The following is a 24,555-nucleotide window of genomic DNA, read 5'->3' as shown; positions in this document are numbered from 1 at the left end:
GCTTACCTGCTGGCTTAGTTGAGGTCATCGTTGATGCAGACATTCAAACTATACAAGGTGCAATGTATAGTGACAGTCAAGACCTAGAACAATTGATTGGACGTAAAACTACGAACATTCAAGATGCGATCAAAGCTGCACTTTAAGCCACCCTTTTGATTTTCACATGAAAACACCGCCAATGATTGGTGGTGTTTTCTTTATGGATGAATATTCTTCACAGGTAGTGTCATATTCATCTCCAAGTTCGCTGTCGTACTCCGCTCCGTGTTATACATGGTGGCATTGAAGCTTGCTATTTTTCGCATAGTCATTGGGTCATTCAAATTAAGCTGTGGCGCAAACTGATGCAACACATGCAGTCGTACTTGCTCATTGAACTCAAAATAAACCAAGCCATTAAACATAATTTTGATCGGAATCTGATAGTCTTGCTTTAAATGAAATGGCACAGCTAGTTTAATCGGAATATCCAAAGTGAGTGGAAACTTAGGCAACAGTTTATTCTGATAAATTAAATCCGTATTGGTCTCCAACGGCATGTTTTGATCAATAAGCACCTCGGTTTGATAATCAACCGATACAGAAACAGGTACTTCTACTTCGAACTCCAAATTTGCCAAATATTTTCCATGTAAAGGCAAATTAATTTTTTGATCAATTTTCAGTTGCGTATCTAAAGTTCCAACAGATTGAGTTTCTAAATAATTACCGACTTGTATTTTTGTCGGTAAAGAGTCTGACAGTTGAATTTGTGCTTCATTTGCAGACACTTGCATACTGGCTTGAATATTCAGGTACAACCAAAACAGCGCACCCACCAAAATGACAACGCACATAAAACTCAAGACAAGCCGCTTCGCAGACTGAAATATCCACATACTCCCTCCTATGGCTTCACGTGTTCTTGAGATAGAGGTTTTTCACGCAGTAATTGCAAACTGTTGAGTGGAATCTTCAACTCCCCCTGCTTAATTTCAATTGGCAATGTATTTTGCACATCCACCGAAGCTTTCAATGCCGTTTTAATAGGAACGTTTAAATGCCCTTGTATTGGAATATTGGTCTTAACCACTGTATTTACTGGAATATGTAGATTTTCTTTCAGTACAGTTTTTACAGGTGCATCAAATTTGAGGTGTACTTGCTGTTCCAGTGGCACATCAATATGAATTGGAACATCCAGCTGAATAGGAATATTGCCTTTTAAAGGCAAAGTTACATCTCGTCCCATGACTTTTACCTGCACCTTGGTATCCACAGGCATACTCTGATTAATTTTCAAGATTTCACGCACTGGAATGCTGGTTTTGATCGGGACTTGATTATCAAAATACACACGTGGTGTCAGAGTTTGGGTCAGTGGAATATTCAGGTTTTCTCGGATCGGAATTTCAGCATTCACACGCCCTGTCACATCCACATCTAAAGCGTCATGAATTTTGACCTCAGCTTGTAAAGGCTCTTGTAGATCAATACTGACTTTTTGATTTTCTAAGGGAATATAGATATTAAAGTGTTTAAACATCCAAATAGCGATGAATACACCACACATGGTTGCTAACACAATAAATACCAATCCACTGAGCAGGTGTTTCACTTGCAAAGTCAAATTCCTTTTTTTATTTTGATTCTTCATCTGACAAGTCTAATCCTTTTGTCAGCCCAGTCTGTTTACAGGTCATCCCAACCTGACTCGATAAATATATAAATGTCTATTTCGATAAAAACGTTCCAATTATTCTAAGTAAATAAGTCAGAATTAAGCATTGGCAACTCTTACCATGAAATTCAATACTTATGCCAATCCTGACATATATGTACAAACTTTATAAATCAGCAAGTAAAAAAAAGAGCCTCATATGAGGCTCTTTTTGATCACTACTACAAATTATGCATTTGTTTCAGTAGGAATTTTAGGATAGCTTACGCCACCCATTTGCTCTGCAATACGTAATACTTGGCAGCTATAACCTACTTCGTTATCGTACCAAACATACGCAGTTAAACGGTTGCCCGAAGTAATGGTTGCTTGCGCATCAAATACACCAGCAGTACGCGAACCGATAAAGTCAGATGATACAACTTCAGTCGAGTTGGTATAACCGATCTGACCTTGAAGGCTTGAGCTGATTGAGATTTTACGAATGTATTCGTTCACTTCATCACGATCAACTTCTTTGTCTAAAGTTAAATTTAGAATCGCAAGTGAAACGTTTGGTGTTGGAACACGTACAGAGTTACCTGTCAGTTTACCTTGCAGTGCTGGAAGTGCTTTAGCAACCGCTTTAGCCGCACCAGTTTCAGTAATTACCATGTTCAATGTTGCAGCACGACCACGGCGGTCTGCTTTATGGTAGTTGTCAATTAAGTTCTGGTCATTTGTGAATGAGTGAACTGTTTCAACGTGACCATTCAACACTGTGTATTTGTCATGTAGTACTTTAAGTGTTGGTGTAATCGCGTTTGTAGTACAACTTGCAGCTGAGATGATTTTGTCTTCATCAAGAATGTCTGCTTGGTTCACACCAAATACCACGTTCTTCATGTCACCTTTACCAGGTGCAGTTAGAATTACACGTGCAGCACCAGGACATTTAAGGTGTTGAGCAAGACCTTCTGCATCACGCCATTTACCCGTGTTGTCAATCACAAGCGCATTGCTGATGCCATAATCAGTGTAGTCAACTTCAGATGGGTTAGAGGCATAAATCACTTTGATGAATTGACCATTTGCAATAATTGCTTCGTTTTCTTCATCAACAGAAATCGTACCAGAGAAAGGACCATGGATTGAGTCACGGCGTAATAAAGACGCACGTTTTTCTAAATCACCATCAGAAGACTTACGAACCACAATCGCTTTTAAGTTTAAGCCACGTCCAAGGCCAGACTGACCAATCATTAAACGCGCAAGAATACGACCAATACGACCAAAACCGTAAAGTACAACGTCACGGCCTTCTACAGAAGTTGGGCGACCTTCTACAGACTTAACTGCTGCTGCAACAAATGCATCAACATCGCCACCTTGCTCTTTGAAAGCAACAGCTAATTTGCCTAGATCAATTTCAGCAGTACCAATATTTTCAATTTTAGCGAGCGCTTCAAGAATTGGGAATGTATGCACAACTGAAAGCTCAACGTCCATCATACGTGTGAAACGGTGTGCTTTTAAAATTTGAATTACTGAACGGTTAACTAAAGAACGTCCAAACACTGAAACTACAATATTTTTTTCACGGTAAAGCTGACCGATCAAAGCGATCATTTGTTCTGCGATTTCTTCACGGTTTTTCCAGCGACCTTGGTGTTCTGCGTGTAGGGCGATGATAGTCTCTTTGCTCACAGATACGTCCTCTAATTAATTTAATCTAAGCATAAATTTCAAAACCCAACAATTGTAAAGGATTTAGTGCCAAGTTTGAATCGAAAGCTGTAAATGCATGATGTTTTTTATCGTATATTCATTATTAATTTCAGAAATGATTGAATTTAGTCCAATGATTTTTCAGTAGAAAAATCTAAAACTAATTTTTTTAAATAAAAAATAAACAGTTACACAAATGATGTTTTATCAAACAGTCAACTATTCTTAAAGAGCAATAGACAAATAAGAGACTTGGTCATCGTCCAAATTCCAGCACAATAGCAACATCAAACATGATCAGATCAGTCTGGATGCTGCTGTTTTTCAAAATGCTCAATATTTCGCTCGAGTTGTTTTTTATTTTGCTGTTGTTTATATAAATGCAGAGTGCCTTCAATAATCAGCAACAAAACAGCAAACCAGATAGGAATATAGGTGAACCACTCACCCGCCTCAACACGCTCACCCATCGTAATGGATGCACCAGCTAACAGCACTGGTTCTAAATAACTCAGCAAACCAAAAATCACAAAAGGTAAATAACGACTTGCTAAAATATAACTTCCCAAGCCCATCGCACTTAGAAAACCTAAACCAATGACAGCAAGAATAAGATGCGGAAACTGCTGCATCAACATTAAACTATCACTATGTACAAATCCTAAATAAAATGCGACAGGGAGAATTAAACACAGATCCCACCAGAAGCCCCCCAAATGATCTGTTTTACAGACACGGCGCAAGAAGAAATACAAAGGATAAGCCACAGCAACATAGACTGTTTCCCATGCCATACTGCCAATACGCCAAATTTCATGTCCAACCCCAAGCACAGCAAAAGCGACTGCAACCATTTGCCAGCGGGATAGCTTTTCCTTGTAAAGGATGCAACCAACCAATACCATGACCAAAGGCAGTAAAAAATAGCCGAGGGACACTTGTAAGCCACGACCATTCATCGGCCCCCATAAAAACAGCCATAGTTGGGTTGTACATAAAAACGAACTGAATAATAACCATGCAATCATCCATGGTTGTTTAAAAATACGCTTAAATAACTCGATGATCAGTTTTAAATCACCACTCCACCACATAAATGCCGTTAAAAAAGGAAGTGTGGCAAACATACGCCAAGCAAAGGTTTGCTCACTATCTAAAGGTTTTAGAAAAAAGGTATAAAAATATAACACCCCAAAAGTAACGGATGCTAAAACTGATAATGCAACACCTTTATACATCCTTCACTCCATATACATTGTGGGCAACTTTAAATTCGACCAATTATAAAGCTTTCATCCAAATAAAGCTTTATTATTCAAGTTTTAATAGGCTTAAAATAATGCCTAGAAATAAAAAAGCCATGCTTCCGCATGGCTTAGACAATACTATCAATTTTACTTTGGCAACTGTTTGGTATGGATTAAATCATTTAAGTCGTAGCCTACCGACTTAGCATATTCCAAGTATTCATTAATAACTTTAGGATCTGCTTGCGGTGTACGAGAAAGCACCCACATATATTTGCGGCGTGGCTCACCTACAAGCACTGTTTGATAGTCATCATCAATTTTTAAAATCCAATAATCCCCACGCGCCACAGGCAACCACCGCACAGCCTCAGGTAAAAAACTCACTTTCAACTTACTGTTAAAAGGTGGGTTTTGTACAAATGCCTCACCTATCGACTGCATCAGCTTGCCATCTTGAGCATAACAGCGGTTATCGACACTGACATTGCCATTTTCATTGAGTGTATAAATCGCTGAGACATTAGTTCCGCATTTATTTTGGAAGTACATAGGCTTACGCGCTATTTCATACCATACCCCCAAATAACGATCCAATTCGATCTTATCCACCACAGCTAAAGGCTTACTTTGAGCATAAGCCATGGTTGCCATACCTAAGCCCACCAGAACAGCACCACCTACAGCAATTTTGGCAAGGGTAAAACCCGCCTTGGGAAGATTTGCAGACATAAACTGTACCTTTAATATTTCAGAATTTATGATCTAAAAATAAACATCTCTTTAAAAAATAATGCTTTCTGCCCAAATTACTGTAGCGTTATGTAAATATAGACTAAGCCAAAAGCTGCGATTTTAAACGCAAAATTTCATCGCGTAGTCGCGCAGCTTGCTCAAACTGTAACTCTTTAGAGGCTTTGAGCATTTCTTTTTCCAACTTGCTTAAGTGTTTCGCAAGAAGTTTTGGATCAGACAATAAATGCTGTTCGTCTGCACTGAGTGTCTGATGTTGATCGGCAATATTGCTCTCAACTTGCTCATCCGTCAGTACTTCACCTGTATCAATATCCTTTTTATTTTGTCGAATGGTACTACGTGGAATAATGCCATGCAGTTGATTAAACGCCATTTGTTTTTGACGACGACGTTCCGTTTCATCAATGGCTTTTTGCATAGAGTCGGTGATACGGTCTGCATATAAAATAGCCTTACCTTTTACATTACGGGCTGCCCGACCAATGGTTTGAATCAAAGACCGTTCAGAACGTAAAAAGCCTTCTTTATCAGCATCCAAGATAGCGACCAAAGAGACTTCTGGCATGTCCAAGCCTTCACGTAGTAAGTTAATCCCGACAAGCACATCGTAGACACCTGAACGTAAGTCATGAATGATTTTCACTCGCTCAACAGTGTCAATATCTGAGTGTAGATAAGCCACCTTCACTCCATATTCTTTCAAATACGAGCTTAGATCCTCTGCCATACGTTTGGTTAAAGTCGTCACTAACACACGCTCATCGAGATCTTTACGGATATTGATCTCAGACAACACATCATCCACTTGAGTCAGTACTGGACGCACTTCAATTTCGGGGTCAATCAGACCTGTAGGACGAACCACCTGTTCAGCCACCTGTTCGGCTTTTTCAAGCTCGTATTTGGCTGGTGTTGCACTGACATAAATCGTTGCTGGGGTAATCCGTTCCCACTCTTCAAACTGCATTGGGCGGTTATCTAAAGCACTAGGAAGACGGAAACCATAATTCACCAAGTTTTCTTTACGCGAACGGTCACCTTTATACATCGCGCCAATTTGCGGTACAGTCACATGCGACTCATCAATAATCAGTAAGGCGTCATCAGGGACATAATCGAACAAAGTTGGTGGTGCTTCACCCGCAGGCCGTCCTGACAAATGCCGTGAATAGTTTTCAATACCGTTGGTATAGCCCAACTGCTGCATCATTTCCAAGTCATAGCGGGTGCGTTGCTCAATTCGCTGTGCTTCAAGCAATTTGTCATGGGCACGAAAGAAACCTAAACGCTCTTTTAATTCTTCACGAATCGTGCCGATGGCGCGTTCTAAATTATCTTTCGGTGTTACATAGTGGCTTTTTGGATAAATAGTTACACGCGGAACTTTACGTACCAGTTTGCCTGTCAGCGGGTCAAACCAGCGAATCGAATCCACTTCATCATCAAACAACTCAATCCGAATTGCATGTTGATCTGATTCCGCTGGGAAAATATCAATAATTTCACCGCGGATACGATAAGTACCACGTAAAAACTCAAGTTCATTGCGACTATATTGCATTTCCACCAAACGACGGATGATATCATCACGTGCAATACGGTCTCCCTGCACAATATGTAGCAACATGCTCATATAGGCATTGGGGTCACCCAAACCATAAATAGCAGAAACTGAAGCAACAATAATTGCGTCGCGACGTTCTAAGAGCGACCGTGTTGCAGATAAACGCATTTGGTCAATGTGGTCATTGATCGCTGAATCTTTTTCAATAAATGTATCTGAAGATGGCACATAGGCTTCAGGTTGGTAATAATCATAATAACTAACAAAATATTCGACAGCATTGTTCGGAAAGAAAGATTTGAACTCACCATAAAGCTGTGCAGCTAAGGTTTTATTATGTGCCATAACAATAGTCGGACGTTGCGTCCGCGCAATCACGTTGGCCATGGTATAGGTTTTACCTGAACCCGTAACTCCAAGTAATAACTGGTCGTGATAGCCCTTTTCTATTCCAGCAACAAGCTTTTCAATAGCTTGCGGCTGATCACCTGCGGGTTGGTAATTGGTGACTAAATCAAAAGGTTGTTTCTCACTCACAGACATATCCCAAGATTTGCTTCTTCAACCAACTATTTTAACAGATTCAATCCCGAGCAAATCTTGCTTTTAAATTTTTAATGTAATTTACTGAAAATATTACAAAGATTTTTCACTTGACCCTCCTCAGTTTCAAGGGCAACATGAAGTGAAGAAGAGCGAAAAATCAGAGCCTATGACTTACCAATATCATGACGAAAGCATCGTCAAAAACTTAGATGAACAGACTGTATTTGTTTTTGGTAGTAACATGGCAGGCCAACATGCAGATGGTGCTGCACGTACCGCACTCGAACATTTTGGGGCGATGAAAGGTGTTGGACGTGGTTGGTCGGGGCAAAGTTATGCCATTCCTACCATGAACGAACACTTACAACAAATGCCGCTCTCACAAATTCAACACTATATTGATGATTTTAAAATCTATACCAAAAATCATCCGAAAATGACTTATTTTCTCACCTCTATCGGCTGTGGTATTGCAGGTTATAAAGTCGAAGAAATTGCCCCCATGTTTAAAGGCATTTCGCATAACGTTATCTTTCCTGCATCATTTCGCCCATTTGTAGAAAGAACACTGCCTCGTCTAAACAAAAAGTTTCTGCATACCATTTTTAACGATGCTGTGATTTTCAGTACCCAAAATGACGACATGCTGGTTCAGCATCTGGCTCTAACTGATAATGAAAAAAGCTTAGCCAAAATTATTCTAAATACTCGGATGTATCCAACGGACAGTAATGGACGTGATCGTGCTTTTGAAATTGAAGATATTTTGCATGTTCTGTCTGGCAAAATATTTGACTTTGAATCAAATGCAGAAGGTTCCATGCTCTTTGGCGGTGTCATTTTAGCGTTGCTTGAACTTTATAATATTAATGAGCAAGACTTTATCGAAGTATGGCAAGGTACTCGAGAAATATCACCGCCTAAACCTGAACACCGTGCACGTAAAACGACACGCTAAATACAAGAATATATCTATTGCAGATTGGAGACTTGATTGGAGCTATCATAGCTCAACAAGAATTCAATCTAGCAAATTTAATGCCAACTAAATCACAAAATGAATTATAAATCTTTTATTTACCTCACGATTTCAAAAAGAAAAAATAGACTCTATACTACGCTCACTTAAAAATAATTAAGAGCAAAAAAATGGAGATTCTGGATTCTTCAGTTTTCGATTTGTCCCCAATAGCAATGTGGTTAGAAGATTTTAGTGAAGTAAAGCAGCAATTTGAAATCTGGCGACAGCAAGGTGTTGAGAATCTACAAGAGTTTTTACAAGAGGACGAAGCTCGTGTTTTCCTTTGTGCACGTAAAATTAAAATTTTAAAAGTAAATCCCAAAACACTGGAACTATTTGAAGCAGATAATCTGGAGCATCTGCAACAGAATCTAGATCTTATTTTCAAACAAGACATGGCCAAAACGCATATTCAAGAGCTATCGAGTCTATGGAATGGTCATAATGAATTCATCAGCACAACAGTGAATTACACAATTAAAGGTACCCGATTAGATATTCAGTTACGTGGTACTGTTATACCAGGCTATGAACATGATCTATCTCGTTTACTCATCACCACAGAAGACATCACCTCATATAAAACAGCCTGTCGATTAGAAGAAAAAAACCGACAGTTAGCCGAATCACGTTTTCATTTCTCACCAACCTCACTCTGGGTTGAAGATTTTAGCCGTATCAAAGCTCGGTTAGACCAAGTCCGTCATTTAGGTATAGATGACTTTAAAACCTTTTTAGATGTGCATCATGATTTTATTATGCAGTGTATTCAAGACATTATTATTATTGATGTCAATCAAGCAACCTTAGATTTGTTTGGTGCTGCGGATAAGAATACTTTACTGAAAAATACCCATAAAATTTTTGCTAAAGAAATGGTGCAAACCTTTAGAGAGCAGTTAATTGAATTATGGAATGGCAATATTCACCATCAGCGTGAAGCCGTAAATTATGCTCTTGATGGCAGTATCCGCCATGTTTTACTGCAATTTACCGTATTCCCAGATTATCGAGATGACTGGAGTATGGTACAAGTTGCTTTGACCGATATAACTGCACGCAAAAAGGCGGAGAACTATTTAGAATACCTAGGCAGACATGATGTTTTAACTAAACTCTACAATCGCTCTTTCTACACTGAAGAAGTGAATCGTTTAGAACGTAGTCCCATCCGACCTGTATCATGTATTTTTCTCGATATGAATGGTCTAAAAGAAGCGAATGATAACTTTGGACATGATGTAGGCGATGGTTTATTACGTCGTGTAGGAAGTATTTTAAATCAGCTTATACAAAACACGCTTTATTCTGCATCCCGTATTGGTGGGGATGAATTGGTGATTCTAATGTCAGGTGCTGATGAAGCTGCTCTACATAACTGCCTACATAGTTTGCATGAACTTATTCATGTCGATAATCAATTCTATTCTAGCCAACCGATTAGTCTGTCTATCGGATCCGCTACCGTCAGAGAGAATGAACGGATTGAGGATATGTTGAAACGCGCAGATCAGCTGATGTACCAACAGAAGAATCAATACTATGCAGACAATGAACGTCGCGCACGTTAATTTTAATCCACCCAACTCTTAAAAAATCTTTGTTTCTCATACATTCCCTAAGCCTTATGTAGGAGTTTAAAATTAAACTCCTACATTTTTGATTCACTCGCGTGAAAATGTATAAAAATAATTTTAATCTCCTCACTTAACGCATATTCTTTAAGACCCAATACCCTTGCCATGCACCACCTTGATGCTCCCCCCATTCTATTCAATTCTAAATGTACAAAAATGGGCATGTTTTCTTTCACTTGCACCAAATACGCTCAAAACACGATGAGATACATACAGTTAGACCAGAAATACTCCCCCCGACTAACAGCCCCTACCCGCCAAATCAAATGCATATATTCACCGTAAACCTATAAGTAGCCTACTACAGTAAAAATAAGATTTTGAATTTCTATCCTTGGTTTTACATTTGGCATCTATATTGCTATTCGAGGACGCTCGAATCACAATAAAATCTGGGAAATGAATGAAAAAGATATTATTAAACAAGGCTTTTTTTATACCCTGCTTGCTTGGTCTCAGTTTTTTACTGGGGGGGTGCCAAAAAGAACCTGATCAAGAGACAGCTGCTCAACCTTTAGCTGTTGAAAAAACCAGATTAACCATTGGCTTTGTAAAATTAACCGATATGGCTCCCCTTGCAATTGCCGTTGAAAAGGGATTTTTTAAAGATGAAGGGCTCGAAGTCAAACTTGAAGCACAACCGAGTTGGACTGAACTTTACAAACATGTGCAGAGTGGTGAGCTCGATGCTGCTCATATGCTTGCAGCAATGCCTATAGCATCAATAATAGATACATCCTCAGAAAAAACACCAATCGTTACACCATTCACCCTTTCCTACAATGGTGCCGCCATTACGGTTTCAAATAATGTTTGGAATGAGATGAAAAAAACCGTAGTTATGGAAAATAATCGACCGAAGCACCCCATTAGTGCGAGTAATTTAAAACCTGTGATTGCGGAATATAAGCAACAGCAGAAAATATTTAAATTAGGCATGACTTATCCAATGGGGACACATAACTATATGATTCGCTATTGGTTAGCTGCTGGCGGAATTCATCCGGGCACTTATGATTCTGCACATAATGACACCACAGGAAATACAGGTTCAGATGTAGATTTAACCGTTATTCCACCTCCAGAGATGGTATCAACAATGGTTGAAGGTGTGACATCAGGCTATAGCGTTGGTGAGCCGTGGAATCAGAAAGCCGTAAAAAAAGGTTTTGGTGTACCTGTCATCACCTCAGATGCCATTTGGGAAAATGGTTCAGACAAAGTCTTTGGTCTAACTAAAAAATTTACTGAACAAAATCCAACGACTACACTTAAACTGGTTAAAGCTTTAATACGTGCATCAAATTGGCTAGATGAAAATAACGGTGCAAACCGTAAAGAAGCTGCAAAAATTATTGCACAAGATAATTATCTACATGTCGATGAAGATATTATTATCAATAGTATGACTGGCGTATTTGAGTATGAACAAGGCGATGTTCGACCAGCAAAATCATTTCATACATTCTTCAAGGGACAATATGGCATTCCCTATTATTCAGATGCAGTATGGTGGCTAACACAAATGCGTCGTTGGGGACAAATCAGCACTAGTCAAACAGATCAATGGTACCTAGAAACAGCCCAAAAGGCCTATCGTCCTGATATTTATGTACAAGCTGCGCAAGCATTAATTCAAGAAGGTAAGATGCAGGATACGCAATTTCCAAGCCTAAAAAATAATGCCTTCATCAAAGCTCCTCAAACTAGCGCCCTTGACCACATTGTATTCGACGCAAAACAGCCAAATCAATTCTTGGCTGCATTTAAAATTGGCTACAAATAAATTCTATGTTTATATGTGGTTAGTAAGTATCTGATGATGATTTCTGTACCGATGATCCGTATTGGAATGCACTAACGTTTATGTCTTACTAGCCTCATGATTTCATTTGATATATTTCGTTAAGTGAATAAAAAAAGCCAACGCTACAGCATTGGCTTTTTTATTACACGTTTTTTAAACCTTAGCGTTTACCCATTGAACGGCGTGTACCACGAGGTGGCATCCACGTTCGATCTGCATATTGCTCAGGTTTTGGGCGCACCTGATTATGTGCAACATCATCAGAACTGCCTTCTACGTTCGGCATTGGGAAAGGGAGATTCACCAAAGGTTTTTTTGAAGTAGGCTGTTGCTTACTCATGACCATCACTCTCATCAAATTAGGTTTATTTTAAAGTTTTTTTCTTTGAGATGCGAGAAACTTCCACATTCTGTCAATTTTTGTATTTCGAAACCCAAAATTTAAAAAAAATTATGTTTTTTTCAAAAATTCTGCGTTTTTAAACGCCTTGCTAGAGTTTTTTGAGCTAAGATAGTGTGCTTTTTATTTTTTAATCCCCATAAGAAGGAATATGCCGTGGACGTACGTCTCTCTGATCGTGTAAATGCCATCAAACCGTCCCCAACTCTTGCTGTGACCAACAAAGCTGCTGAATTAAAAGCAGCTGGCAAGAATGTTATTGGCTTGGGCGCAGGTGAACCTGACTTTGACACCCCACAACACATCAAAGATGCAGCAATTGCAGCGATTAACAACGGTTTCACAAAATATACCGCTGTAGATGGTACGCCAGGCCTTAAAAAAGCAATCATTGCAAAATTCAAGCGCGACAATAACCTTGATTATGCAGCAAACCAGATTTTGGTTTCTTGCGGTGGCAAGCAGTCATTCTTTAACTTAGCACTTGCTTTGTTAAACAAAGGTGATGAAGTGATCATCCCTGCACCATTTTGGGTAAGCTACCCAGACATGGTAATCATCGCTGAAGGCGTTCCTGTTATTGTGAAATGTGGCGAAGAACAACGTTTCAAGATCACCCCTGCTCAACTTGAAGCAGCGATCACAGACAAAACACGCTTAGTGGTTTTAAACAGTCCATCAAACCCAACAGGCATGATCTACACTAAAGCTGAATTAGAAGCTTTGGCTGACGTGCTTCGTAAATATCCTGAAGTATATATCGCATCTGACGATATGTACGAACCAATCCGTTGGGATGATGAGTTCTACAACATCGCAACAGTTGCACCAGACCTTTATGACCGTACAATCGTGTTAAACGGTGTGTCTAAAGCGTATGCAATGACTGGCTGGCGTATTGGCTATGCAGCAGGTCCTGCTAAGCTGATTGGCGCAATGAAAAAAATCCAGTCTCAATCAACTTCAAACCCAACTTCAATTTCACAAGTTGCTGCTGAAGCTGCGTTGAATGGGCCTCAAGACGTTCTTGAGCCAATGATTGAAGCATTCAAACGCCGTCATGACTTAGTAGTTAGCGGTTTGAACGACATCAACGGTATTTCTTGCTTACCTGCTGATGGTGCATTCTATGCATATGCAAACATCCGTCCATTGATTCGTGCGAAAGGTTTAAAATCTTGCACAGAATTCTCTGAGTGGTTATTGGAAGAAACTGGTGTAGCCGTAGTTCCTGGTGATGCATTTGGCTTAGGTGGCTTCATGCGTATTTCTTACGCAACTGCTGACGAAGTGCTTGTTGATGCGCTTGCTCGTATCAAGAAAGCTGCTGATTCAATCGAAGGCGTAGATGCTGCGATTGCTTCAATTGCTGCTGAAAAATAATTTAACCCTTTAAAGTTAGATTAGAGAAACCCGCGAACTTCGCGGGTTTTTTATACAAATCTTAAGTGAATTTACTTAGTTTAGATATTTGCGATAGTACAAACAAATCAGACATAAAATTGCTGAACTTGCATAAGCAAAGGTAGCAAAAACCCAAAATGAATGGATACCCATCGAAGGGATATTTATCTCAAAAAAACTCATCGGGTGAAAAGCAAAATACCAACCGCCACCCAGCCCAACGACAAGCAACATAAAACTATAAATGAACATTGGAAGCAAAGTGACCTGCCAACAACGTAGTAAATTTACAGCGATCGCAAGCATTGCATCTGCGATGTGAAATAGACAGACCAATACAATCAGTGATGAAACCATAAATGCAACGGACTGATCTGAAGTAAATAAAACAACAAATTGCTTTTGAAATAAAAACAAGCTGAAAGACAAAATTGACGCCACCGTCAACACGATATAAACAGCTTTTTGGCTTAATTGCCAAGCTTGTTCTTGGTGACCTTCTCCAATTTTTATCGACAGTAATATGCTAAATGTTACAATCAGCGCATTAATAACATTAAACAACCAATAACCCGCCACCATCACAATTTGGTTTGCCGATAATGCAATATCCCCTAATGGAACAGCAAGCAATGAAATTGAAGTAAATGCAAAAACATCAATGAAAATAACTATACTTGCAGGGATCCCTATACGTAAAATTTTTATTAAAATGTCAAAGTTGAAAAATGGGGCTTTCCATTGAAGCCGATGGCTTTTATCCATAAGAAAAATATAGAAAGTTATAAATATAATACAATATGCTAAAAATGAAGAAATAAATGCACCATAAACACCATATGCTTTTAAGCCCCAAAGTGGGATACCAAAGATAAATACACCTGACAAAATCAACTTTGCAATTAGAAATAAAATATTGCCATAAAAAACCAGCTTAGCTTGACCACAAGTCTGTGTCACAATAAAAAAAACACGCAGTAATAATTGAACGGGTATAATAAACATGCTGATCTTTAAACAAACCAAGATCATGTCTTTTAATGTTGCATCTGCACCAAGTAAATCGACAATAGAATCAGCATGACTGAGTACACATATACCAAACAGGCCCCAAAGCAATACACTCCATATCCCTTGTTTCACGATCAAATCTATCTGATGTAACTCGCCACTCCCCTTTGCTTCGGCTAAAGTCTGCATCATGCCTTGTAAAAGCCCAAAACCAAAGATAAAAACCATACTATATAAAGATATTGCAATTGCTAAGACTGCCACATGTTTTGCACTAAAATGCGATAAATACAGCGTATCGACCAAGCCACTGACCGCAATTGTCACATTCCCTAATAATAAAGGAATAAATAAATCCCAAAATTTTTTCATTATTAAACCAAGAAGTTTCTCTAAACTTAAAGAGAAAGGTACTTATATCTACGGTATACCTTTTACTTTTGTATTTTTGTAGCACAATTAAGCAACATTTCATTTTTACTGAAACTGTATCTTGATATACAAGTTTCATGCCGAACATTTTTAGTTTTATTTAATGACACCGAACAAAATGAAAATATATCTAGCCTATTTACTAAAAATCAATTTAGTTCATTCCATTTTTACATGATATAAAATTAAAATAAGGACAATGATAGAACCTAGCCTCTATCTCAAAAGCTAAAGTCAAAATTAGTTATGGATGAATTGAAATTTACTTATGGACGTTCAGAACCGATTAAATCCGATTTATTTAAATTGGTGCAGTGAGACGACGCCGAAATCACCAAAGCAATCCCGACCAAAACAATCACTGCAGAAATGATAATTCTAAAGCTCAGTGCTTCACCTATAAACAATGCCCCACCCAGAATCGCTAAACACGGCACAGACAATTGCACACTACTGGCTGTCACACGGTCAATCTGCTTCACTATGGCATACCACAGCACATAAGCTCCACTCGATGCTAGACCACCAGACAGCACTGCTAAAATTACACCTTGTGGCTTGATAAAAGTTTGCGTGAAAAATGCTAAATAAACCAGCAATACAAAAGGAATCGCCAGTACAAAATTTGCCAAGCTACTTGCTAGTGGGTTATGCATATTTTTACCTGCAATACTATACATCGCCCATCCCATACCTGAAAGTACCATCATCGTGGCATAGCCCAAATGAGGTGCTGAAGCCCCAGGCAACAACAAAATGAGAATACCTAAAAGTGCAATCGCTAGACCAAGACCACAACGCAGATTGATCTTTTCACCATGATACAATCCATAAGCGACCATACTGAGCTGAACCGTACCAAAGAGGAGCAGCGCTCCCACACCTGCATCAATATGCAAATAAGCAAGTGAAAAAGCAACGATGTATAAAGCGAGCAAGAATCCGTTTTTTATGTTCCATTCTATTTTCGCCTTATGTGTAGAAAACCTATAAAGTACCCATAATACTGCGGCACCACTACACACCCGAATCAGGCTAAAACTCATAGGATCAATCTGCTGATCAGCCAAAGCTAAACGACACAGTACAGAATTCGCAGCAAAGGCCAACATCGCTACACAAATTTTAAGCAGCATGTTTGAGCATCCTTATTCAACAGCTTACTTTAGATATATCTAATATAATTTATTAAATCTATAGTGATTTTCTCATTCAACTTATCAGGAATATTGATGTAAATTTCAAGCTCTATACAACCGACAACTATCTTTCTTTTTCATTTGGGGAAAATAAGGCAATAACATCTGCTTCCGTGAGCTGTTCTGTAGAATACTTAAATTGGTAAAAGTCAGGTTTGTTATCAATATAAATCTCCGTACTAAGCTTTAAGTCTTTCGGCTGCTCGTCCATAGCAAATACATTGATATTACAATAGCTCCCATCTTGAGTACGCCAAAAAAGTGACGTGCCACATTCGCTACAAAAACCACGCTCTCCCCATTCAGACGACTGAAACAGCTTTAAATATGATTGGTCTTGGAATGTTAAACTACTTGGTTCGACGTCAATGCTCATGAGTACACCACTCGACTGTTGACGACACATCGAACAATGACAAGCATGTACATCATGATTTTTAAGCTCAGCTTGGAATTTGGTTTTACCGCATAAGCAAGATACATTCATTATTATTTCCTTGATTATTAAAATACGATGTCAATCGGCATCAAAATATTGTTTATTCCATATATAAATCAAAAGTGTTCCGATGCCTAAAACTTATGCATTATTTTTGAAACAATTAGCTTCTTTAATTCACTGATTCATAAAACTCGATAGACCATCATCTGCAAATTCAGGAATATAATGCCCCTGAAGCTCAACCATCTCTCTTAGCAATCTCAATATAAGGGATTTCTATAAGTTTTTACTGATCAGCTCACAATCTAATATTGACCTAATGATTAAATTTTGATTAATTTCCTATTAAGTCCCAAAAAGGAACTTAATAATACAAAGGAAGCTATAATGAACCCTAAAGAAATGACTGGACTACAACTTCTACAAGCTATGTGTACTGGAAATATTCCACCCGCGAGCATTAGTGAAACCATTCCCATGCAGCCTTATGAAGTGTCAGAAGGGAAAATTAGCTTTAAAGCAAAAGCGGATCATCGTCATTTAAATCCACTAGGTGGCGTGCATGGTGGATTTGCTGCAACAGTGCTCGACTCAGTTACAGGTTGTGCTGTACATAGCATGCTTGAAGCTGGCGTAGGTTATGGCACAATTGATCTGAATATTAAAATGTGTCGTCCAATTCCAAAAGATAAAGAGTTACTTGCTATTGGCAACGTCATTAACATCAGTAAAAACCTAGGCATTTCAGAAGGTCAAATTGTCGATGAAGATGGCAAACTATATGCACATGCCACTGCCACTTGTATGATTATTCGCCCATAACAACCAAAGGCACTGATAACTCAGTGCCTTTTTGTTCAATCAAATCAATCCCTGTCTGCTAGATCGCTGTTTTAAAAGAATTGTTCGTATATGGTCTCTCTGCTTCAGGACGTTGTGCACCTTTAAAAATACAATAATACTTAAATGCACTATCCAAACTTACGTCTAAACTTTTCCCTTCAGAGACAGACCACACTTTAGAACGATTACTTCCAGACAATGCACTACCTGAGAGTTGGTATAGATATAAATCATGTTCACGTTGAAAGGACTTTTTAACACTACGCTCGGTCTGCACAGACAATAACTGACATGAACTGCTAATTAACCAGCGTTCACTAAACCAAAGCTGTAGTAAGTCACCTAAATACAAATCGGTGCGACCTACGGGCCAAACATCAATATACGCAGATTCTACAGCCGTATAATACTGTTCAGGGTCTGAAATGATCGAAAGATACTGGTTTTGATAATCAGAAAGATGATTGAAAAGATCGGAAATTGTCAGCGTATTCATTCGCTTTCTCCTGTTTAGCCATTTTAGTGCTGGCAAGTTGGTGATAAATCCACACTGTTTAAGTTTTAATTAAACGCTCTGTTGTTGAATTCAGACTATCAATGCCATTTCAACATTGCAAGTAATTCGCTACGATTTTTTTTGAAAATATTTTTTTTGTTCAAATTAGAAGCATCCGAAACAAAAATGACAGCAACATGACATTTTAGACTTGACCCACTATAAAATGTCCTTATAATCGCATGCAGATTCTCCAATAGCTCAGTCGGTAGAGCGACGGACTGTTAATCCGCAGGTCCCTGGTTCGAGCCCAGGTTGGAGAGCCAAATTCAAGAAAGCCCACGCAATATGACGTGGGCTTTTTTTTGCCCAAATATCAGCATCACCATACTTGCCTGATTATAAGTTCAACTCTGCTTTCAGCCCCTTGCAAAAGCAATCTCTGTATTTTTTCCAATTTTGATCTACATTTGTAACAGATCAAAAAACAAGCTTTCTAAAATCCAAAACACAATGTAACATATGTTACATATAAAAATTAAGATAGCTAAGCATGAGCGACTTACCTTTAAAGAAATACCGAAATAAAAGCCAACAGGCCTTAGTCAGTGAACAAGACCGTTCAAATTCACAGGTCATTTATGAGGCTTTATTCGAGCTGTTGCTCAGTCAAGGCTATGCAAATATTTCCCTACAGCAACTATCAAAATTGACAGGGATTAGTCGCACAACACTGTACCGAAGATGGTCATCCCTTGATGATTTAATTGTGGATGCTATTGCAAATAAAATCCAAGATTCCATTGAGATACCGCAAGAATTAGCACCAATAGATGCCTTTAAAATCATGTTGCAGCAACTTGCAATGTTTTTACAATCCCCACTTGGTCACTCATTCTTGCAAGCATCATTAAACATTAAGGATGAAATCAGTATTCGTAAGCGTCAAGATTTATGGCATGCACGTTACCAACTCATTGCCCAAAGTTTTCAGAGATTACTCCCTGAAAACCAGCAACAACAAAATATTCATGACATCATCAGCATGACGCTAGGAAGTTTTTACTTTCAAATTTTTATTGAAAATAAAAAAGTTGATGATTCTTTTATTAATGCCGTTTTAAGAAACAGCTTAACCCTACTCCAATCTAGATAGGTGAATCATTATGTATGTCGGACATTTAGCCATTGGTTTAGCCATTAAATCAAAATTCCCAAAAGTTCCAACCCTTCCCATCATGCTCGGTGTGGGTTTTCTCGATATCATTGATGGTTTACTCATCATGTTGGGTCTAAATCATGTCACACCAAATCTGCAAGCAGGTCCCTACTTATTCTTTGATTTAACGTTTATTAACTGGGATCATTCCCTAGTTATGGCTGTGATCCTCTCTATCGTTTGGGCTTTATTTTTTAGGAAAGACAAACGTGTTGCGCTCATCGCAGGGTTCGCTTGTTTCTCGCATTGGCTTGCCGATTGGCCTATGCACAATATGGATTTAGCACTGTATCCATATTCTGCTGAGCACATGGGTTATGGGGAAAATGGGGTACTGGTTCATGGATTTTTGAGGGTCTGTTTAGCATTGCACTCATTTTTTATGCATGGAGAAACTTTGGCAGAGAACATATTTCCATCTTATGGCCAACTGTCTTGTTGGTTATCAGCTTTTTTCAACTTTCTCCATGGCTATCGCCAATGAAACACGCAGCAACCCTACAAGAGCCTGCGGCCTCTCTCGTTCACGGTTTTCTAGTACTTTTAGGCTTTCTGGTTCCAGGTTTACTCATAACATGGCTAATCAATCGAGCTGAGAAAAAAAGCCTTAACTCATAAAAAATAAAAGCCCAATCTCACTAGATTGGGCTTTTATTTGCATCGTTCAGCATGACGTAAAACGAGAGATACACTTCAAAAACCAGTAAAAGACTAAGCCACTTTGACTGGTACACCACTATGGAAACGAAACAGATCATCAGAGGTACTAATCAGCTCTTTTTCAACGTTACGAATATGATCAATACGCGCTTGAATATCCTCTTTCGGGTTTTTCAATTTACCCGTTTGTGCAACTTCTAAAGCCAAAGCCAAATAGTCTTCAAAATGACGGGATTCAGACTTTAATAAATAACGATAGTAACGGCCTAATTCTTCATCCACCATAGGTGCCAACGCATAGAAACGTTCACACGAACGCGCCTCGACAAAAGCACCAATGATTAAAATATCAATTAAAGCTTCAGGCTCATAAGTTCGTACTTCTTTACGTAAACCACCCGCATAGCGACCTGCACTTAGATTGCTCCACTCTAGCCCACGCTTTTTCATAAATTCAAGCACTTGCTCATAATGTAGCATTTCTTCACGAACCAATTGTGCAAGCTTGACTTGTAAATCGGTAAAGAAGCTATACCGAAACATCAGGTTCATCGCTGTGCCTGCTGCTTTTTTTTCACAATTCGCATGATCTTGCATCAGCACATCAAGATTATTGATAGCTTCATCCAACCAAGCTTTTGGTGTTTCACAACCCAAGAAACCAATGACGGGCTTCATGAGTTCATCATAATTGATATTCGACATATTTAAATCTTAAAACTTTAAAATTAACGTGCAGCTTTAATGACCGCTTTCATTTCACGCACCGCTTGTTCCAAACCTACAAAAATGGCATCCGCAATTAGGGAATGTCCGATGTTTAATTCGTGGATCTGTGGAATTTGCGCAATTGGAGTCACGTTTTCAAGGTTGAGTCCATGCCCAGCATTCACAACTAAGCCTTTAGATGCTGCATATTCGGCACCTTTGACAATACGTTGAAGCTCATGTTGCTGAACTTCAGGTGTTTCAGCATCAGCATAAGCACCCGTATGAATCTCAATGGTTGGCGCACCACAAGCAACCGCTGCATCAATTTGTGCAAAGTCAGCATCAATAAACAAGGACACATCACAGCCAATCTCAGACAAGGCTTGAGTTGCCGCTTTAACATCATCAAAATGGCCCACCACATCCAAGCCCCCTTCGGTCGTGACTTCTTGGCGTTTTTCAGGAACGAAACATACGTGATGCGGTTTAATTTCTTTGGCAAATGCAATCATTTCATCTGTCACTGCCAGTTCCAAATTCATACGTGTTTTTAGCGCTGGGCGCATACGACGCACGTCGTCATCTTGAATATGACGACGGTCTTCACGTAAATGCAAAGTTATCCCTTCCGCCCCTGCTTGCTCACAGATCAGTGCTGCATTGACTGGATCTGGATAAGACGTTCCACGCGCTTGTCGTAAAGTTGCCACGTGGTCAATATTTACACCAAGTAATGCAGCCATATTCATTTCCTAATTACGATTGAGTTTGAGTGTTCTGAATCCACAACTGACGACTTTTTAAGGGACGATCGCCTAACAACGAGCTAATCATTTGTCGATACAACTTGGTCAGTAATTGTAACTGTTCCAAACCAAAATCCCTACCCTTTTCATATTGGCACATGCTTAAAATTTGCTGTCCATTTAAGGTCGCTCGCGAGGTTTGCGCAGTAGGAATAAAGCCTTCATTCAACTGAAAAATATAGTTAAGCGAGGCTTGTATTTCGAGTTGATTGGCATCGGTCGAAAAATCTAAAGCATAGCCCAAATCTTCCAGCAGTTCGTGCTCAAACTGCCTTAGAATTTGTTTTAAAAATTGATTGGGATTGGCTTGCTGCGTCAATTGCTGTAACTGTGTTAGCGTATGTGCATATTGAGCAAAGCTTTGCTCCATTTGTACTTCAAGTGGACAGAGTCTGAGTAGAATTTCATTGAGATAAAAACCTGAAAAAAAAGCATCCCCAAAGAAAAAAATTGGCTGATTCACAATTTCAAGTTTTGTAAAATTTTTGAGCTCAGATTTACCCGAAGCCTGCAGACAGATCGGTTGGTATTGCGGCGGCGGGGTTTGTCTTAAAATACCATCAACCCGCCCATGCTCTTGGGTAAATAAATGCACAATATGACTACGTTCACGGTATTTTCTATGGTGAATTAAGTAACCATGCAGTACTTCATTGCGCATGAGAAATTAACTAATCTTTTTTATCTTTATCTTTCTTTTCACTGTCTTCATCATCCCCATCTGGGATAACAGCTCCAACCACTGCTGCGGTTCCTTTTACCACGCCTTTAGTGGTTTTATAAGCGATCTTTACAGGAACGGTGACGATTTTGTGGATACACCCTTGCAAAAATAACATACAAGCGATTACCGCAAACACTTTGACCATAACACCATTCCTATAAAATTCGTTTTACTTTAACTTAGATATCACTATAACCTAAGCTTTTTAATGCACGCTCATCATCAGACCAGCCGCCTTTAACCTTCACCCAAAGTGTCAGCATGATCTTCTGCTCAAACATTTTTTCCATGTCAACACGAGCATCCATCCCAATTTTCTTCAGCTTACTGCCTTTTTCACCAATCACAATGGCTTTTTGACCTGGGCGATCGACAAAAATCGTTGCATCAATATAAGTACATGCTGGTTTTGGACGACCTGTTTTTTCATTCACTGTCGCCTCTTCCGTCTTAAATGACTCAATTTGTACAGTTAAATCATAAGGTAGTTCTTCACCCAACTGACGCATAATCTTTTCACGGATAATTTCCGATGCTAAGAAACGCTCAGAACGATCGGTTAATTGATCTAATGAATATAATGGTGGTTGGAAGGGTAAATATTTTTCAATCGTATCGCGCAAATGATCTAAGTTTGCACCACGAAGAGCAGAAACAGGAACAATTTCCGCAAAATTCATCAGTTTTGCGCGCTCTTGAATCAAAGGTAATGCATGATTTTTATTTTCAAGTGTATCAATTTTATTGATCACTAAAATGACAGGCATATCTGCGGTTTTAAGTTTTTCCAAAACTAGTTCATCGTTTTGAGTCCACTTGTCTGCATCCAAAACAAACAATACCAAGTTAACATCACGTAATGCAGAAGATGCAGCACGGTTCATCATTTTATTGATGGCGCGAACTTCTTTCTTATGCATCCCTGGCGTATCCACAAACACTGCTTGAGATTTTGAGCGCGAATCAATACCCACAATCTTATGACGTGTAGTTTGTGGTTTACGGGAAGTAATTGATAATTTCTGACCCAACAAATGGTTCATCAACGTAGATTTCCCTACGTTTGGACGACCAACAATTGCAACAAAGCCACTACGAAAATCTGAAGGAATTTCGGTACCTTGTGCACTAAAAAACTGGCTAATTAAATCATTACTGTCGCTTTGCGACTCGTGATCAGCATCAATGTGATCGGAAGAATTTGACATGGCAGATTACTGCTCCAATAGTTTTAAAATATCTGCCGCTGCAGCTTGTTCAGCAAAGCGACGACTTGTACCTTCACCTTTTACAACAGGCAATCCATCGACTTTACATTCCACTTTGAAATGTTGATTCGGTGCATCACCTTGAATATCGACCACATCATAAACTGGGAGAGCTTTTTTTCGTGCCTGTAGATATTCTTGTAAACGTGATTTTGGATCTTTAAGTTGATCGGTCGGCTCGATATGGTCTAAATACGGCTCATACCATTTTAGCACAATCGGCTCTAATACCGTTAAATCACTGCAATCCACATAGATTGCACCAATAATCGACTCAACCGTATCCGCAAGAATGGACTCACGATGATGTCCACCTGACTTTAACTCACCAGTGCTTAAAATGAGCGACTGGCTGAGTTTTAAATCATTTGCAATTTTACCTAAAGCTTCCTGACGTACCAAAGTCGCACGCATACGCGTTAAGCGTCCTTCATTTTCAGTTGGATAAGCTTTATAAAGATAATTTGCAATAATCATCCCTAACAAAGAATCGCCTAGAAACTCTAGGCGCTCATAGTTGTATTTGTGGCTCACCGATCGGTGGGTCAGTGCAAGCTGAAGTAATTCAGGTTGTTTAAACTGATAACCGATACGGCTCGCTAAGCGGGCTTCACTTAGCTTGGACTGAGCTTTGATCAAAACTTTTCTCGAACTTTAATACCAAATCTATATTCAGCAAGAAGGGTTTTCTTACCTCATACTCCTTTTTCACCTGCAACCCTTCGGTATTGGTGACCTGCATAATCTCTTTAATTTTTACATCTCGAATGTTATTCATTTCCAAACGTTGAGAAAGCTTACTTTCAAACTCGGCTGGCTGCATATTTTTCGAACTATTTTGAAATAGTTCCTCAATTTGGCTATTGATCATCCGATCATCAAAATATGGAGCCCATACCGCAATCGCCACTTTCGCCATAAATGCAAACCCCATGATTGCAAATAAAATGGCGATATAAGATGCCCCTTGTTGATTCTTACGCATTTTTTAT

The 24,555-nt window shown here is 39.0% G+C and carries 25 protein-coding genes, 1 tRNA gene and 1 pseudogene; 9 read left to right on the top strand and 18 right to left on the bottom strand.

All coding sequences use genetic code 11. From position 1 onward, the window contains the following. A pseudogene (locus tag B4F08_RS12295) lies at positions 1 to 146 on the top strand (KR domain-containing protein); the annotation flags it as partial. Positions 147 to 200: 54 nt separating this feature from the next. Here the strand turns inward: B4F08_RS12295 and B4F08_RS12290 are convergent. From B4F08_RS12290 to uvrB, 6 genes are all read right to left on the bottom strand, one after another. Then, positions 201 to 881, bottom strand: a complete 681-nt coding sequence (locus B4F08_RS12290; RefSeq protein WP_291374497.1) for a hypothetical protein — start codon at positions 879 to 881, stop codon at positions 201 to 203. Positions 882 to 889: 8 nt separating this feature from the next. Beyond that, a complete protein-coding gene (locus B4F08_RS12285; RefSeq protein ID WP_414632476.1) occupies positions 890 to 1,639 on the bottom strand; it encodes an MFS transporter in 750 nt (249 codons plus the stop codon). Positions 1,640 to 1,891: 252 nt separating this feature from the next. Then, the gene (locus B4F08_RS12280) at positions 1,892 to 3,349 is read right to left on the bottom strand and encodes a glyceraldehyde-3-phosphate dehydrogenase (protein WP_086210867.1); all 1,458 of its coding nucleotides are present in this window, start codon (positions 3,347 to 3,349) and stop codon (positions 1,892 to 1,894) included. Between the two features lie 323 nt (positions 3,350 to 3,672). Then, complete coding sequence (rarD, locus tag B4F08_RS12275; RefSeq protein WP_291374496.1) at positions 3,673 to 4,608, bottom strand: EamA family transporter RarD; 936 nt, start codon at positions 4,606 to 4,608, stop codon at positions 3,673 to 3,675. A 156-nt stretch (positions 4,609 to 4,764) separates the two neighbouring features. After that, a complete protein-coding gene (locus B4F08_RS12270) occupies positions 4,765 to 5,349 on the bottom strand; it encodes a lipocalin family protein (RefSeq protein WP_086210865.1) in 585 nt (194 codons plus the stop codon). Between the two features lie 103 nt (positions 5,350 to 5,452). Continuing rightward, the gene (gene uvrB / locus B4F08_RS12265; protein WP_119063693.1) at positions 5,453 to 7,474 is read right to left on the bottom strand and encodes an excinuclease ABC subunit UvrB; all 2,022 of its coding nucleotides are present in this window, start codon (positions 7,472 to 7,474) and stop codon (positions 5,453 to 5,455) included. Positions 7,475 to 7,649: 175 nt separating this feature from the next. On the opposite strand from uvrB, the gene B4F08_RS12260 reads away from it, so the two are divergent. The 3 genes from B4F08_RS12260 (at position 7,650) to B4F08_RS12250 (ending at position 11,927) form a co-directional block, all read left to right on the top strand. After that, the gene (locus tag B4F08_RS12260; protein WP_110975889.1) at positions 7,650 to 8,441 is read left to right on the top strand and encodes an A1S_2505 family phage non-structural protein; all 792 of its coding nucleotides are present in this window, start codon (positions 7,650 to 7,652) and stop codon (positions 8,439 to 8,441) included. Positions 8,442 to 8,632: 191 nt separating this feature from the next. Then, positions 8,633 to 10,075: a sensor domain-containing diguanylate cyclase gene (locus B4F08_RS12255; protein WP_291374495.1), complete on the top strand. Its 1,443-nt coding sequence runs from the start codon at positions 8,633 to 8,635 to the stop codon at positions 10,073 to 10,075. 469 nt (positions 10,076 to 10,544) lie between these two features. Continuing rightward, entirely contained in the window at positions 10,545 to 11,927 is a 1,383-nt protein-coding gene (locus B4F08_RS12250; RefSeq protein ID WP_291374494.1) for a CmpA/NrtA family ABC transporter substrate-binding protein, read from the top strand. Positions 11,928 to 12,108: 181 nt separating this feature from the next. Here the strand turns inward: B4F08_RS12250 and B4F08_RS12245 are convergent, their stop codons facing one another. Further along, the gene (locus B4F08_RS12245) at positions 12,109 to 12,288 is read right to left on the bottom strand and encodes a hypothetical protein (RefSeq protein WP_062032428.1); all 180 of its coding nucleotides are present in this window, start codon (positions 12,286 to 12,288) and stop codon (positions 12,109 to 12,111) included. A gap of 216 nt (positions 12,289 to 12,504) precedes the next feature. On the opposite strand from B4F08_RS12245, the gene B4F08_RS12240 reads away from it, so the two are divergent. After that, positions 12,505 to 13,731 (top strand): pyridoxal phosphate-dependent aminotransferase, encoded by a 1,227-nt coding sequence (locus tag B4F08_RS12240; protein WP_005399684.1) that lies wholly within the window; start codon positions 12,505 to 12,507, stop codon positions 13,729 to 13,731. Between the two features lie 75 nt (positions 13,732 to 13,806). Here B4F08_RS12240 and B4F08_RS12235 read toward each other — a convergent pair whose 3' ends face one another. The 3 genes from B4F08_RS12235 to B4F08_RS12225 form a co-directional block, all read right to left on the bottom strand. Continuing rightward, a complete protein-coding gene (locus B4F08_RS12235) occupies positions 13,807 to 15,135 on the bottom strand; it encodes an MATE family efflux transporter (RefSeq protein WP_291374493.1) in 1,329 nt (442 codons plus the stop codon). A 326-nt stretch (positions 15,136 to 15,461) separates the two neighbouring features. Then, the gene (locus tag B4F08_RS12230) at positions 15,462 to 16,331 is read right to left on the bottom strand and encodes a DMT family transporter (protein ID WP_291374492.1); all 870 of its coding nucleotides are present in this window, start codon (positions 16,329 to 16,331) and stop codon (positions 15,462 to 15,464) included. A 127-nt stretch (positions 16,332 to 16,458) separates the two neighbouring features. After that, a complete protein-coding gene (locus tag B4F08_RS12225) occupies positions 16,459 to 16,881 on the bottom strand; it encodes a GFA family protein (RefSeq protein WP_086210859.1) in 423 nt (140 codons plus the stop codon). Between the two features lie 339 nt (positions 16,882 to 17,220). On the opposite strand from B4F08_RS12225, the gene B4F08_RS12220 reads away from it, so the two are divergent. Beyond that, positions 17,221 to 17,658, top strand: a complete 438-nt coding sequence (locus tag B4F08_RS12220) for a PaaI family thioesterase (RefSeq protein WP_162900268.1) — start codon at positions 17,221 to 17,223, stop codon at positions 17,656 to 17,658. 58 nt (positions 17,659 to 17,716) lie between these two features. Here B4F08_RS12220 and B4F08_RS12215 read toward each other — a convergent pair whose 3' ends face one another. Beyond that, a complete protein-coding gene (locus B4F08_RS12215) occupies positions 17,717 to 18,175 on the bottom strand; it encodes a hypothetical protein (protein WP_291374491.1) in 459 nt (152 codons plus the stop codon). Between the two features lie 250 nt (positions 18,176 to 18,425). Here B4F08_RS12215 and B4F08_RS12210 point away from each other — a divergent pair. The 3 genes from B4F08_RS12210 (at position 18,426) to B4F08_RS12200 (ending at position 19,878) form a co-directional block, all read left to right on the top strand. Beyond that, positions 18,426 to 18,501, top strand: a tRNA-Asn gene (locus B4F08_RS12210). Between the two features lie 227 nt (positions 18,502 to 18,728). Then, entirely contained in the window at positions 18,729 to 19,331 is a 603-nt protein-coding gene (locus B4F08_RS12205; RefSeq protein WP_291374490.1) for a TetR/AcrR family transcriptional regulator, read from the top strand. A 10-nt stretch (positions 19,332 to 19,341) separates the two neighbouring features. Continuing rightward, positions 19,342 to 19,878: a hypothetical protein gene (locus tag B4F08_RS12200; RefSeq protein ID WP_291374489.1), complete on the top strand. Its 537-nt coding sequence runs from the start codon at positions 19,342 to 19,344 to the stop codon at positions 19,876 to 19,878. A gap of 227 nt (positions 19,879 to 20,105) precedes the next feature. On the opposite strand, the gene B4F08_RS12195 is transcribed toward B4F08_RS12200, so the two are convergent. Genes B4F08_RS12195 through B4F08_RS12165 form a run of 7 tightly spaced genes read right to left on the bottom strand, consistent with a single transcriptional unit; the run spans position 20,106 to position 24,548 of the window. Further along, the gene (locus tag B4F08_RS12195) at positions 20,106 to 20,759 is read right to left on the bottom strand and encodes a tRNA-(ms[2]io[6]A)-hydroxylase (RefSeq protein WP_086210854.1); all 654 of its coding nucleotides are present in this window, start codon (positions 20,757 to 20,759) and stop codon (positions 20,106 to 20,108) included. 23 nt (positions 20,760 to 20,782) lie between these two features. Next, a complete protein-coding gene (gene pdxJ, locus B4F08_RS12190; protein WP_086210853.1) occupies positions 20,783 to 21,508 on the bottom strand; it encodes a pyridoxine 5'-phosphate synthase in 726 nt (241 codons plus the stop codon). 13 nt (positions 21,509 to 21,521) lie between these two features. Continuing rightward, entirely contained in the window at positions 21,522 to 22,232 is a 711-nt protein-coding gene (recO, locus tag B4F08_RS12185) for a DNA repair protein RecO (protein WP_291374488.1), read from the bottom strand. A 10-nt stretch (positions 22,233 to 22,242) separates the two neighbouring features. Continuing rightward, entirely contained in the window at positions 22,243 to 22,440 is a 198-nt protein-coding gene (locus tag B4F08_RS12180; RefSeq protein WP_110975701.1) for an NF038104 family lipoprotein, read from the bottom strand. 34 nt (positions 22,441 to 22,474) lie between these two features. Beyond that, positions 22,475 to 23,503 (bottom strand): GTPase Era, encoded by a 1,029-nt coding sequence (gene era, locus B4F08_RS12175; protein WP_086210850.1) that lies wholly within the window; start codon positions 23,501 to 23,503, stop codon positions 22,475 to 22,477. Positions 23,504 to 23,509: 6 nt separating this feature from the next. Continuing rightward, the gene (rnc, locus tag B4F08_RS12170; RefSeq protein WP_086210849.1) at positions 23,510 to 24,202 is read right to left on the bottom strand and encodes a ribonuclease III; all 693 of its coding nucleotides are present in this window, start codon (positions 24,200 to 24,202) and stop codon (positions 23,510 to 23,512) included. Then, the gene (locus tag B4F08_RS12165; RefSeq protein ID WP_291374487.1) at positions 24,174 to 24,548 is read right to left on the bottom strand and encodes a DUF4845 domain-containing protein; all 375 of its coding nucleotides are present in this window, start codon (positions 24,546 to 24,548) and stop codon (positions 24,174 to 24,176) included. The genes rnc and B4F08_RS12165 overlap by 29 nt, the downstream gene beginning before the upstream one ends. Positions 24,549 to 24,555: the final 7 nt, after the last annotated feature.

The sequence above is a fragment of the Acinetobacter sp. UBA6720 genome (genome assembly GCF_002454215.1).
Classification (GTDB): domain Bacteria; phylum Pseudomonadota; class Gammaproteobacteria; order Pseudomonadales; family Moraxellaceae; genus Acinetobacter.
This window is presented reverse-complemented; position numbering and strand designations above follow the sequence as displayed.